The 12303-nt window shown below is 46.3% G+C and carries 12 protein-coding genes; 5 read left to right on the top strand and 7 right to left on the bottom strand.

Annotation, left to right across the window (positions count from 1 at the left end; genetic code table 11):
• Window positions 1-13: 13 nt before the first annotated feature.
• Window positions 14-646 (bottom strand): CPBP family intramembrane glutamic endopeptidase, encoded by a 633-nt coding sequence (locus tag DP120_RS09285; RefSeq protein ID WP_112223393.1) that lies wholly within the window; start codon window positions 644-646, stop codon window positions 14-16.
• Window positions 643-1449 (bottom strand): alpha/beta fold hydrolase, encoded by an 807-nt coding sequence (locus DP120_RS09290; RefSeq protein WP_165843760.1) that lies wholly within the window; start codon window positions 1447-1449, stop codon window positions 643-645. Before DP120_RS09290 ends, DP120_RS09285 begins: the two co-directional genes overlap by 4 nt.
• Before the next feature lie 393 nt (window positions 1450-1842).
• Here DP120_RS09290 and DP120_RS09295 point away from each other — a divergent pair, with 393 nt between their 5' ends.
• Window positions 1843-4209 carry a M14 family zinc carboxypeptidase gene (locus tag DP120_RS09295; protein WP_112223395.1) on the top strand — a complete coding sequence of 789 codons (2367 nt, stop codon included), beginning with the start codon at window positions 1843-1845 and terminating at the stop codon, window positions 4207-4209.
• A gap of 429 nt (window positions 4210-4638) precedes the next feature.
• Here the strand turns inward: DP120_RS09295 and DP120_RS09300 are convergent, their stop codons facing one another.
• The 3 genes from DP120_RS09300 to DP120_RS09310 form a co-directional block, all read right to left on the bottom strand.
• The gene (locus DP120_RS09300; protein ID WP_112223396.1) at window positions 4639-5010 is read right to left on the bottom strand and encodes a hypothetical protein; all 372 of its coding nucleotides are present in this window, start codon (window positions 5008-5010) and stop codon (window positions 4639-4641) included.
• Window positions 5011-5041: 31 nt separating this feature from the next.
• The gene (locus DP120_RS09305) at window positions 5042-5266 is read right to left on the bottom strand and encodes a hypothetical protein (protein ID WP_112223397.1); all 225 of its coding nucleotides are present in this window, start codon (window positions 5264-5266) and stop codon (window positions 5042-5044) included.
• Between the two features lie 140 nt (window positions 5267-5406).
• Window positions 5407-6525 (bottom strand): hypothetical protein, encoded by a 1119-nt coding sequence (locus tag DP120_RS09310; protein ID WP_112223398.1) that lies wholly within the window; start codon window positions 6523-6525, stop codon window positions 5407-5409.
• 141 nt (window positions 6526-6666) lie between these two features.
• Here DP120_RS09310 and DP120_RS09315 point away from each other — a divergent pair, with 141 nt between their 5' ends.
• A complete protein-coding gene (locus tag DP120_RS09315) occupies window positions 6667-7221 on the top strand; it encodes a hypothetical protein (RefSeq protein WP_112223399.1) in 555 nt (184 codons plus the stop codon).
• A gap of 33 nt (window positions 7222-7254) precedes the next feature.
• On the opposite strand, the gene DP120_RS09320 is transcribed toward DP120_RS09315, so the two are convergent.
• A complete protein-coding gene (locus DP120_RS09320) occupies window positions 7255-7686 on the bottom strand; it encodes a hypothetical protein (RefSeq protein WP_112223400.1) in 432 nt (143 codons plus the stop codon).
• 72 nt (window positions 7687-7758) lie between these two features.
• Complete coding sequence (locus tag DP120_RS09325; protein ID WP_112223401.1) at window positions 7759-8559, bottom strand: DUF817 domain-containing protein; 801 nt, start codon at window positions 8557-8559, stop codon at window positions 7759-7761.
• A 173-nt stretch (window positions 8560-8732) separates the two neighbouring features.
• Between DP120_RS09325 and DP120_RS09330 the strand changes: the two genes are divergently transcribed.
• The 3 genes from DP120_RS09330 (at window position 8733) to DP120_RS09345 (ending at window position 12297) form a co-directional block, all read left to right on the top strand.
• A complete protein-coding gene (locus DP120_RS09330) occupies window positions 8733-10802 on the top strand; it encodes a penicillin-binding transpeptidase domain-containing protein (RefSeq protein WP_112223402.1) in 2070 nt (689 codons plus the stop codon).
• A 305-nt stretch (window positions 10803-11107) separates the two neighbouring features.
• A complete protein-coding gene (locus DP120_RS09340) occupies window positions 11108-11542 on the top strand; it encodes a DUF4181 domain-containing protein (RefSeq protein ID WP_112223404.1) in 435 nt (144 codons plus the stop codon).
• A 278-nt stretch (window positions 11543-11820) separates the two neighbouring features.
• Window positions 11821-12297, top strand: a complete 477-nt coding sequence (locus DP120_RS09345) for a DinB family protein (protein ID WP_112223405.1) — start codon at window positions 11821-11823, stop codon at window positions 12295-12297.
• The last annotated feature ends 6 nt before the right edge of the window (window positions 12298-12303 follow it).

Here is a 12303-nt window from a genome sequence, read left to right on the forward strand (position 1 = left end):
GCTTTTTTCTTTTTTATCTGACAATAAACCAGTAGACACATACTATCCCCAGGTCACCGAGCCCGTGGCCGATGATGGTGGCGGTGATTGAACCAGTGCGTTCGCGTATATAGCCCCAAAACAATCCGGCAATCAGTACAGGGAGGACGGCAACAAGCGTATAGGCAACTTCGAAAAGCTGCATAACCGTCAGCACGTGGTACAGCGTATAAAAGGCGGCAGTGACAGTAATAGTAATCGCCGCGCTGCCTTTTATGCGGATTTTCTCGAACATATAGCCGCGCCAATAGACTTCTTCCAGCACTGGATTTAATAGTAGCAACACAAGCACAAGCCAGATTTCACCTGGTCCGATAAAGCCCCAATAGACGAGCAGCTCCCGCAACGATTCCACATCCAGCAAGTATTCATGCAGCCAAATCATCCCGCCGAATATGAAGACGAAGAAAACTACGCCGCTGACAATTCCCAGCAGGAAGCCTTGCTTCGATAATTGCATGCGCTCTTTTGGAAACGCCCTGCCGATCAGTGGCGCTCCGAGCAGCCAGCCGTAGAACAGTAAAAACGTTGCTGCAACATTTTCTATTACATACAGACCGATATACATCATAATTGTCGGGCCAATCAGCAATAAAATCATTTTCATCGCAATCTCTCCGAATCATCAGCATTGTATTTTGCTGCTATCGGCTGTAAAAAGCCATTGACCGCAGCGTTGAATTTTCTGAATGAGCGAGGCGGCACCTGATGGTCACCACCTTCAATAAATACAACTTGTGTCTGAGGCGCCGCTTTCTGGAACGGAATCCGGTAATGATGCATCGGTTTTTCAAGCGTTCCATAAACAAGCAGAATCGGCATCTTCAGCCGGTGCAATGAATGCGTCGACACATAATCTAATCCGGTCCGGCAGAACTCATACGAGCGCTGCGGATCCGACTTCCGCGCAAGTCCGTAGATTTTCCCTTCATCTTCCGGATAGTATTTATTGAGCTTCGCCTGCAGTTTTGCAGCAACAGGCACCATTCGGAGTTTCGACAAATACATCACCGTCTTGATAAAGAATTTTGGCGAAAAATTATTCAGTTCAGAATAGCCGCCGGACATGATGATGGCAATCGTCCGTTCCGGATAGTTGAAAGCGAATTCCTGGGCGACCAGTCCGCCGTGCGAATAGCCGCACAAGACCACTTTGTCTATGCCGATCCGGTCGAGCAGCTTTTTGAGATGTTCCGCCAGCAACTCGATCGTCACCGGCACATCGCCTGTTGTGCTGTTGCCGTGGCCGGCCATATCGAAAAAAATGGTCTGGTATTCATCGGCCAGCGGTTCCTGATGCATAAACACATTATGCGCCATCACGAACGGATGGATGAAGACAATCGGCAATCCTTCACCTTTTATTTGGTAATAAAGCGTCAGCGAGTCATCAATTTTGGCATAGGGCATAGAGGGATTCACTCCTAAATGAAGATACATGTCTAAGTGGAATACCCTTCAAGCGGGAGGAATAAAACTTGTGGTGAGTGAGGAGCGTGAGGATGTGAAGTTTATACGATACTAAAACTCCGCTATACGACAACAAAAGTAATCTATACGACAACAAATATCATCCATACGTCATCAAACCCTCTCACACCCCGCATCTCAATATCCAAGATATGATAATGGATACAGTTGTATAAACAAATGCATGGAAATATAAGAGCAATTGTTTAATTTAACCTATTCAAACAATACAATAATAATACATTTGGACGATATATTAATGTATAAAATATGTATATTATTAAAAATAGTTGATATTTATACAGTTTTTATTCGAATAGAGGAGAGTGGATTATGAAGAAATCAGTCAGTGTTTTATTGGCGGCGAGCCTATTGGCTTCTGCGCCGTGGTCATCGGTTGTGGCGGAATCACCGAAAGTTACATACGTAAATGCGCTTGAAGAGCAGGATGGTAGTAAATTCAACAGCGAGAATTATGATTTCATGAAGTTCTCGGCAATCGGGCCGAAGCTTGAGGAAATCGCGAAATCGTCAAACCGCGTGAAAGTCGAAGTAACAGGGACATCGTCTGACGGACACCCGTTATACGTTGTGACAATTGCGGATCCTGAGTCCCAAGGGAAGTTCGGCAAAATCCAGGCTTTGCGCAAGCAGATGTTCAAAAATCCTCAAAAAGCACAGGATTGGGTAGCGGAGAATCCGGATTTTAAAGTGCCGATCATGATCAACGGCTCGATTCACGGTACTGAATTTGTCGGCAGTGACGCGACCATTCAGCTGATCGAACGGTTTGCGACTCAAAACGATGACACGACAAAAGATATTTTGGCGAATAACGTCCTCATTTTCAATGTCGTGGCAAACCCGGATGGCCGTGTCGACGCGACGCGCTTTAACGGCGAAGGCATCGATTTGAACCGCGATTTTGTCACGCAGTCGCAGCCGGAAACACAGCAGACTGTTGATTTGATTACCGAATGGAATCCGATGGTATTCCTGGATACCCACGGCTACGTGAAAAATTATGCGCCGAACAAGCAGGGCTTGATCGAGCCTTGTACGCCGCCGCATAATCCGAACTATGAATATGACCTGTACAATAAATGGGCTTACGGCCAAGCCGAAGCGATGGAAGCTGAAATCATGGACAATAAAGCCGAATATGAAGGCGCGCTTTATCAGGACATGACGGGTACTTACGTGCCGCAGCGTGATGACGCAGCTGGCTGGGATGATTATCCGCCGATCTTCACGCCGATGTATGCGATGTACCACGGTGCATATGGCCACACACTTGAAGCGCCGACCAACGATGAAGACGGCGTGAAATGGATGTATGATGCAGTCATGGGTGCGTTGAAATATGCGACAGACAATAAACAGGAAATGATTTCTGACCAGATGGAAGTGTTCGAACGCGGCATCAATTTCGATCACCCGACGCACGCAGAAGGTTTCTTCCCGAAAGCTTACGTCCTGCCGGTCGATGAACAAGATCCGACTGTCACTGAAAAAGCAGTTAATCATTTGATCAAAAACGACATCGACGTGGAGCGCGCATCCAAAGCGTTCACAGTTGAAGGCGTAACTTACGAAAAAGGTTCTTATATCGTCCGCATGGACCAGGCGAAAGCCGGTCTTGCCAACACATTCCTATGGGACGGCGAGGATATCACGAACGACACGCCTTCCATGTACGATATTTCCGCATGGAGCCTGCCTGAACTTTGGGGCTTCGAGGCAAATCCGGTGACAACGACTGTTGATGTTGCAGCAGCGAAAGTCAAAGAAGTGAAGAATCAGGGTGCCGTTACCGGCAAAGGACCGTTCGTCATCCCGAATTCTTCCGTGCAAGCGGTAGAACTCGTCAACAACCTGCTCGCTTCCGGTGTTGAAGTTAAGCGCAGTGCGGATGGTGATTTCTATACAGAAGCCGCGGCCAATAAAATAGCGGCAGCCGTGAAAGAATCTGGTTTGCAGATTGAGTCGGCAAAAGTTCCAGCTGATGCTGAAGCAATCTCTTCCATAAAAGTGGCATTGCTTGAAGACGGCGGGATGGGGAAAGTGCAATCTCATGCAGGTATGAACCTGGCACTCGAACGTCTAGGATTTGATGTCACGGAATTGTCTCCGGTTGAAGTAGCAGAAGCCGGTCTTGCCGGATTTGATGCCTTCATTTACAACGGCACTGAAAATCTGATTGCAACTCGTTTGAGTGCAGCCAACCAGGAATTCGGATTCGAGAATCCTGCACAATATGATGCATTCAAAGCGAACGTCGAAAGCTTTCTCACTGATGGCGGCAAATACATCGCGGCAGGCGCTGGTGCATCCCGCGCGACCAAAGCACTCGGCTTGACCGACGCGACAGTCAACGTAGGCGGTTATAACAGCAACGGCATCGTCTCCATCGACTACGACGGCAGCGGCCTGACAGCCGGCTACAGCCAGGATGATATCGGTTTTGTTTACCGTCCGGTTTGGTACAGCGGAGTAGAAGAAGATGAAGTGCAAGCATCTTACGATGAAGGCGACTTCTTCATCGCCGGCCACTGGAAAGGCAACGAAGCCGCAACGGGCCAGCCGGTATTAATCCAGGAAAACGATAAGGACGTAACGCTGATCGGTCTCGAGCCAACATTCCGCGACCACACCGATTACCTGTTCCGCCTCGTTTCCAATGCATTGTTCACAAAATAAAGATGAGAGGGAGGGGCCAATTGGCTTCTCTCTTTTTTGTGTTTTGTGATGTTAGCTTATACAGCTTATACGACAGCAAAACGACGCTATACGACAACAAAAGCAATTTATACGACACTAAAAATGCCTTATACGGCATCTAATCTCCACCCAAAGAGCAAAACCCCTTATTGGCCGAAAAACGGGCGGGGCAGCAGCCCCGCCCCAGCAGTCCGCCGCGCGGACTGCGACAAATCGGTTCTCCAGCAGAGTGAGCGGATGTAAATTGGGATACGTGAGGATGTGGAGTCTATACGACACCAAAACTGCGCTATACGATAACAAAAGCAATTTATACGACACCAAAAACGCCTTATACGGCATCTAATCCTCACCCACAAAACAAAAAGGAGCCGCAGATTCATCCGCAGCTCCTTATATAAAACAAATTTAAACTTTCAGTTTCAACAAACGCTGACCTTCCTCTTCCTTCGGCACAACCATAAACTTGGAAACAAGAAACGCCGCCAAAAACAGGAAGCAGGCAAACGCCGTGTTATTGCTGTTGACGAGAGCATGCTGCACAGTGTCCGGCCGAATATGCGACAAAGTGCCGAGAGCCACATTGAGCAAATACGATACGAAGAACCCGGCGAAGGAGATGACCATCAAATAATGGCCGGCAAGCTTTCTTTTATCAAAACGCGTTTCCCCTCTGGTCGTCCGCTTGATTTCCAGCGTATCCCGTATCTGCCACACCAGCGCATAACCGAAACCGAATATTGTCAGCGCCACAAAAATATACCCTGCAAAGTTCTCCATATTCCAGCTCCTTTTCTTTTGTTTCAATGAATTAAATTTTTTCTTCAAACAGAAACCTGTAAATACCCAATACAATAAAAACGATGCCGATTACCATGAATAAGGGAAACGCAATCCAGATCAAACTTGCAGGCGGAAGTTGGATGACCGGTCCAACCCCCGAAGCCACTAAATCGTAAATTGCCAAAGCGGACAGTATAACCATGACGATTCCACCATACAGCAAGATATGCTTCTTCATCCGTTCCTTTTCCATAAGCACCGCTCCGCTACTTCGTATTTTTATAGCAAATCAATTAAAAATTCTGACAATTGATATGTACTAACTGTACGATAAGTTTGGGGAAAAGGAAACAGCCATAATAAAGAAAGTGAAGAGAAGTGTCACCGCCTTTATTATTCATTCAATAAAAATGCAATCAGTTCATCGATGTTTTCATACGCCATCCGATCTTCATATCCAATCTCTAAATTTTCTATTGATGGAGCTTTTCCATCAATATAGACAAACTCGATTTTAATTTCAGGTTCCAGATGAGTTTCGATGAACTTGAAAATCGATGTTAAATCTTCATTTAAATGAGGATTACTCGAGTTGAGCTTATCTTCTTGATAGGTAACGGCTAGTACAGCAGAAGTGCATTCTGCAACCTCGTTAATTTCAGTACAGTGTAACCAAGAATCAAAAGGATTGTCGTATGTGTGATCGTAATGGTTTCCGAAATTGAAACGCTCATTATTAAGGTTTTTCACTTCCGTCGCATACTGGCTTTCAATTTCATGATTTACAAGTTCCAGATGATTAATTTTAAGGGTAGTCAAAAATTCTTCTTTGGTTTTGACCATTGAAGGGGGTTCCAGATAAAGGCTAATGCCGTTTTCTTCATCACTGCCCGAAACACTGAAGCTTGTCAGGTTAGCCTGGCTTTTCTTAATCAGCTGATAGAGTTCATAATAGCGGTCCAGTTCTTCCTCTATAAAATTTTTAAAATTAACTTCTTTATCACTGCGCAAACTCAAGAAAGTGGATTCCTCAATGTAGTTGAGACGAATGCCGGTATTGTCACTTCCAGTAAAGCCTAAGTCTTCGATAGCAGGTAGAAAAGGTGTTAGTTTTTGTAATTCTTTGTCTGCTTCCAAAGCAAACTGATAGTCATCTTCAATTATCGAATGATCAGAATGGTTAATTAGCACTCCAAATCTTATATCTTCATCGTTTTTAGGCGATAAAATGACATCGGCCGAACTATAAATCTTGGCCACATCGTCTTCGATAACATCTACTTCAAATCCATATTTTTCTTCAGCATAATCTTTTGCCAATTGCTCGGTTTCAGTTAACTCAAGTTTTGGTTCGATTTCTTTCGTGACTCCATCAGCGTTGGTTTCTTTCACTATGGTCTCAGTTTCATTCGATAATGGAGTTTCAGCCGAATGGAAAAAACTAAAGGAAAGTACAATTGCTGCAATAAAAAAACCGGCCATACATATAAGGACTTTCATTTTTTTACTCATTATTTTCATCCCTCCAGCTCTACATTAATTAAACCATATTTCTGTATAAAGTCATGGGTTTTTTTGGTAATATTAGCTGAAAGAAACGGGGCTTTAAAAAAGGCGTGTTAAAACTAATATTATAAGGGGGGAGCAGCAGCTATGAAAAAACGCTTTTTGATGGTCCTGGCTGGACTCGCTGCAGTATTTGTCATCGGCTATCTTGCCATGTTGTTCATAGTGAGCTATGAACCGACACCTGATCAGAGCGATGTCGAGGAAATGGTGCATGAAAGGGGTCTGGTGGATTTCGGGGAAGTCGAAGGGGCGTTTCTGCTGACCCCCAGAAATTACGGCTATTACGACAGTGAAAATATTTATGTAGTGGAACAGTATCTCGATAAAGGCGGGGATTACAGCAACCAATATGCTGTTATCGAAAAAGGAACGGCGTTAACTGACGCTGATGAACCAGCAATTGAGGAGCTTACCGCCAAAGAGACATTTCAAAATGACTATGTGGATGATTTCCAGGTGCTTTCAAAGCACCGGGTGACTGTCTATAAAAATGAAGAAAAGACGGAGGAGCATTGGTTTTTCAAAGTTAGCTATAAATATGATGGGGATTACTCTTTGAGCTTTGTGCTTCCGGAAACCAACATCGAAAACAGGTTCAACTTTTTCGCGGAAGGTTATGAGCAGTTTTTGCAGTTTTAATGGAATAAAGAAAAGCAGCCGCGGCTGCTTTTCTCATGGATTCACCTTTCTAAAAAAGGAAGATACAGTGCCGATAAATATCATTAATGATATAGCCGATATAATTACAGCACTGATTAGGAAATCGTCGGTGAATAATTCAATTCCATACCACTGGGGAAGCAAGAGTCCTACAAAAATCAGCGCCCAGGAAGTATCGAACTCTACCATACTCACGAAAATTGTTAAAACCCCGAAAAATAATGTTGTGAGCCAAAATGCTGCAAAGCTAATCATTAGTAGACGGTTCTTGAGCTGCCAGGCAATTGAGATCGCAAAGATCCAAATTAAAATATATGCTGCCGTAACAATTAAGTTCAGCACGGTAGCTTGATTGCCTATTAAGAAGTTCGGAAAGTTTATAAAGATACCCATAACAACAGCAAGCAAGGGTGAACCAATTGCGACAGCAACTTTATTCTTCATTTTCCGCCTCCTCATTTTGCCGCAACATAAAAGCTTATTGTTCTAGTCAAAAGCTCCGAATGACCTTATTCCTTAATATTCGGTAACAGCCGTCTTTTCTCCTTCCACAAGCTCCTTCTCCGCAAGCCCGCTCTTCACCCGCTTCAGCTGCGCCACAATGATGATGCTGATGATCACCAATAAAGCCCAGGAACTGATTTTGCCGATGTGGACGATGGTCCAGGCGGCTTGCTGGTCGGGGTATTGCCATGCGCCGAAAAAGGTGGTGATGTTTTCGGCAATCCAGATGAAGAAGCCGATCAGCACGAATGCCAGCAATAACGGCATTTTGAATACGCGGTCGAGCAGGCGGAACGACACGAATGTCTTGAAGAACACGATGACGAGCAGCGCTTTCAGCACCCATCGCACATCATACGAGAAATGATGCGTGAAAAAGTTCAGGTAGATCAGCGCGCTGATGCCGCCGGCGTAGATGGCTTTTGGCCAGTGGATCATCTGCAGGTCGAGGCGGCGCCACGACTGGATGATGTAGCTTGCGACGCTTGCGTACATAAAGCCGCTGTAGAGCGGCACACCGAACACTTTGCTGTAGGCGTCTTCAGGATATGCCCAGGAACCCATATGCACTTTGAAGATTTCGAGTGCCAGGCCGATTAAGTGGAAGACGCAGATGGTCTTGAGTTCGTCTTTCGTTTCGAGGCCTGACGCCAGCATGAAAATCTGTCCGAGAATGCAGACGATCAACAGGAAATCATAGCGCGGCAAGTAGGGGATCTCGACAAACTTTGAGATGGCCAAAGCTGCAAAAATGATGAGCGGGAAGATGCAGGCAAGCGCTTGCTGCCACGTAAAATGGATAAGGTATTTCACGGTTCGGCACCTCCGATTTTATTTGCGTGATAAAGCTCTTAACTTAACAGGACGAAAGTATTAAAGACAGGTTTCGGGTGAAAAAATAAAGGAATATCAGAATTTACAGAGAACTTATATTTATATAGAATAGGGTTAATGTCGCTGGAGCAGAATTGAATGGAGGGAATCGGATGGACAAAAAACTTCTCGGGATTTTTGCATTTATTGTTTTGATCATTCTCCTTGCAGGCTGTCAGGAAGAACCGGAAGAAGAAGCGACGCCGGATGAAGCGAAAGCGGAAGAGACGTCGCAAGCGGAAGCGCGGGCACAGCAATACATCGAGCTGTGGAACAACCAGGGATTTTCGAAGATGTACGGTTCTTTCCTGAACCAGGGCTCAAAAGATGTCTACGGTTCCCAGAGTTTTGTGGCGTGGCAGGAAGAGATTTATGAACAGCTCGGCGTCAGTGATGTCAATGTGACGTATACGCCGCCGGAAGAAGCGGTGGACTATACGACGGACATGCCGGCGGATTTCGATATCCATGTCGAAATGGAAACAATGTCAGGGCCGATCGAATTCGACCAGACGCTGACCTTGTTGTACGAAACCCATCAGGAGATGGAGGATTGGTTCGTCGAATGGAACCCGACTTACATTTTGCCGCGTCTTGAAATGGGCGATGAAGTCGAGGTGCGCCTGACCGAACCGAAGCGCGGTGAACTCGTCGACCGCAATGACAAGCCGATTGCCGTCAACAGCGATGCCATGATGGTCGGCGTCGTGCCGCAGAATTTCGATACGCCGGAGCAGAAGGAAAAACTGGCCCGGGCACTCGAAATCGATGTATCGGAAATCGAAGCGGCCATGAATAAAAGCTGGGTGCAGCCGCATTATTTCGTGCCGATCAAACAAGTGCCGTCGAGCGACCAATTGACGCTTGACCGCGTCTTCGCAGTACCGGGCACGAAACAGGAACCTTCGGCCTTCCGCGAATATCCATACGGCGAGGCGCTGGCGCATCTGTCCGGCTATATCGGACCGATCACGGGAGAGCAATTGGAGAAATTGGAAGACCAGGGTTACGGCCCGAATGATATGATCGGACGCCAGGGGCTGGAGCGGGCACTGGAAGACCGATTGCGCGGCAAGCCCGGCATGCAGGTCATCGCCCATAAAGCGGCAGCAGGTGCTGAACCCATCACACTTTACGAAAATGAGGCAGGCGAAGGCGAAGTCATCAAACTGACGATCGACGCCGAACTGCAGAAATCCATATTCGAATCAATGGCGGGCGAACCTGGAGCAAGTGCAGCGGTCGACCCGGAAACCGGTGAAACGCTGGCGCTCGTCAGCTCACCATCCTATAATCCGAACGAATTTGTGAAAGGCATCACCGGTTCGCGCTATCAGGAGCTGAACGATGCCAAAAACAAACCGCTGTACAACCGTTTTGCTGCATCCTATTCACCGGGCTCGGCAATCAAACCGGTGACCGCGGCAATCGGGCTTGAAACTGGAGCCATCGATCCGGAAGAAGGCGTCAACATCGAAGGGAAACGCTGGCAGCTGAACGGCTCATGGGGCGGCTTCCATATTACGCGCCTTCACGATGACGTCGAAAATCCGGTCGACTTGCACAAAGCATTGGTTTATTCGGATAATATTTACTTCGCACAAAAAGGGCTGGATATCGGCCGGGAAGATATGATCGAAGGCTTCAAAGACTTCGGCTTCACGGAAGATATTCCGTTCGTGCTGAACTTGCAGCCGTCGCAGATCACCAATAACGGTTCACTCGGTTCAGACGGCCAGACAGCCGACACCGCTTACGGCCAAGGGCAGATGCTCGTCAACATCCTGCATCTTGCAGCAATGTATGAGCCACTGTTGAACGGCGGCACGATGTACGAAGCCTCGATCTTCCTGGAGGAAGATGAGCCGACCGTCTGGAAAGAGAATCTGGTGAGTGACGACCATGCGGAACTGTTGCAGACAGCGATGCGAAGCGCCATCACTGACGGCTACGCGAAATCCGCCAATATTGGCGAAGTCGCTATTGCCGGCAAGACAGGCACCGCCGAACTCAAGATGCGCACAGGTGACGCAGGCAAGGAACACGGCTATTTCGTCGGCTACGATTCCGAAAACCCGGACGCCATCATCGCGATGATGATCGAGGGCATCGAGGACGAGTCGAACGGCAGTGATTATGTGGCCGGAAAAGTGGCGGGCGTGTTGAAGGCGCATAAGGAATAAATATGTAGTGAAAGAAGCGGCTGCGGCTGCTTCTTTTTTTGCGGTTTTTGGCGAGTTGGGCATAAAAGTGGGGAAGTTGGGCGTATTCGGACCAAAGTTGGGCATAAAACGAGTAAAGTTGGGCGTATTTTATTTTCGGCATCGCCTGCAGTTCATTTTCAAGATTATACTGGGGAGAGAACATGTGAATAAGAATTGGTGGACGTAAGTGAGGGTTAATAAAATTACCCCTGATTTCCCATTATATTCAGAATTCTTATGTTAAGCTTGAATATATAAATAAGAGAAAAAGGGGCAATTTGTTTATGTATGAGCAAGGGGGAGACCCGGATTTTTGGTGGAAATGGATGCTGATGATGGCGACTGTCATTCTTTCAGTGATTGTATTTAATGCCATCATGAGAAAATTATTGAATGTCGAGCGGCAGAAATTCTTTTCTTATAACCATATAAATGAAAAGCATAAAAAGGTTGATTGGACTATCAGGATTTCTACAGTTGTCGTCCTGTTATTAGGATTTGCAATAAATAGCACAAGAAATCCAACTGATTGGTTCTGGTTTTTCCAACCTTGGAATATCTTATTATTATTTCTGATCAGTTCACAAACAGCGAAGGCGATTATGGAGCGTAAATATGCTGAAAACAGAAACAGGTATAAAGTGACGATTGGTGAAACAGTCTTTATTCTGGCTTTATTCGTATCATTATATCTGACTGATTTTTGGGGAATAGTTTAATCCGCGGAAGACGCTGATTGGGTTTATTTTATTTGTAATCCTTTCCAAAACCCAAGTTCAAAAGACAAATGGATGCTTTTCGCAGGCGAAAAGCGAAAGTGCAAAAGATTTTAGGTAGTGGGGAGCAAAAACTCTACTTCTCATCAATTCAAAACTGCTCAGTCCCACGTGGACTGAGCAGTTTTTTGTGAGTTGGGAGTAAACCAAAATAAAGGGTTATCCACCTCACGCAAGGAATAGAATACTAACGACAAATCATCTTCAATCGGAGGTCACTCATGAAAATGTTCTTTCATTACAATTGGATGGTCAGGGAAGAGTGGTATCAATGGTGCGAGGGGATTAGCGAAGAAGAGCTGCTGAAAAAAAGGACCGGCGGAGTCGGCAGCATTCTGCAAACGTTGTTTCACATTGCGGATGTGGAATGGAGCTGGATCCGCCTGTTGAAGGGCGAAGATGATTTCCAGGAAAGTTTTGACGAGTACCGGAGTCTCAGCAAGGTGCGCGAATTGGACGCGCAATTTCGCACGGAAGTAGAAGAGTTTGTCGCCAATTGGGACACTAGCATGGAGCACAAACGGCTCCATTTCACTGAAAAAGACGGTACCGTTGTCACCGACCAATGGGGCGAAGTGATGCGCCATATCATCGCGCATGAAATTCATCATATCGGGCAATTGTCCGTGTGGGCAAGAGAGCTCGGGAAAGAGCCGGTGTCCGCAAATCTCGTAGGACGTGGGCTGGCTGATAGTTAACCAACA

The organism is Planococcus halotolerans, assembly GCF_003289955.1.
In the GTDB taxonomy this organism is placed as follows: Bacteria; Bacillota; Bacilli; order Bacillales_A; family Planococcaceae; genus Planococcus; species Planococcus halotolerans.

What these genes read in the sequence shown, in the direction of transcription:
- DP120_RS09285 (WP_112223393.1), bottom strand. Translation starts at nt 646, where the DNA reads ATGAAAATGATTTTATTGCTGATTGGCCCGACAATTATGATGTATATC.
- DP120_RS09290 (WP_165843760.1), bottom strand. Translation starts at nt 1,449, where the DNA reads ATGCCCTATGCCAAAATTGATGACTCGCTGACGCTTTATTACCAAATA.
- DP120_RS09295 (WP_112223395.1), top strand. Translation starts at nt 1,843, where the DNA reads ATGAAGAAATCAGTCAGTGTTTTATTGGCGGCGAGCCTATTGGCTTCT.
- DP120_RS09300 (WP_112223396.1), bottom strand. Translation starts at nt 5,010, where the DNA reads ATGGAGAACTTTGCAGGGTATATTTTTGTGGCGCTGACAATATTCGGT.
- DP120_RS09305 (WP_112223397.1), bottom strand. Translation starts at nt 5,266, where the DNA reads ATGGAAAAGGAACGGATGAAGAAGCATATCTTGCTGTATGGTGGAATC.
- DP120_RS09310 (WP_112223398.1), bottom strand. Translation starts at nt 6,525, where the DNA reads ATGAGTAAAAAAATGAAAGTCCTTATATGTATGGCCGGTTTTTTTATT.
- DP120_RS09315 (WP_112223399.1), top strand. Translation starts at nt 6,667, where the DNA reads ATGAAAAAACGCTTTTTGATGGTCCTGGCTGGACTCGCTGCAGTATTT.
- DP120_RS09320 (WP_112223400.1), bottom strand. Translation starts at nt 7,686, where the DNA reads ATGAAGAATAAAGTTGCTGTCGCAATTGGTTCACCCTTGCTTGCTGTT.
- DP120_RS09330 (WP_112223402.1), top strand. Translation starts at nt 8,733, where the DNA reads ATGGACAAAAAACTTCTCGGGATTTTTGCATTTATTGTTTTGATCATT.
- DP120_RS09340 (WP_112223404.1), top strand. Translation starts at nt 11,108, where the DNA reads ATGTATGAGCAAGGGGGAGACCCGGATTTTTGGTGGAAATGGATGCTG.
- DP120_RS09345 (WP_112223405.1), top strand. Translation starts at nt 11,821, where the DNA reads ATGAAAATGTTCTTTCATTACAATTGGATGGTCAGGGAAGAGTGGTAT.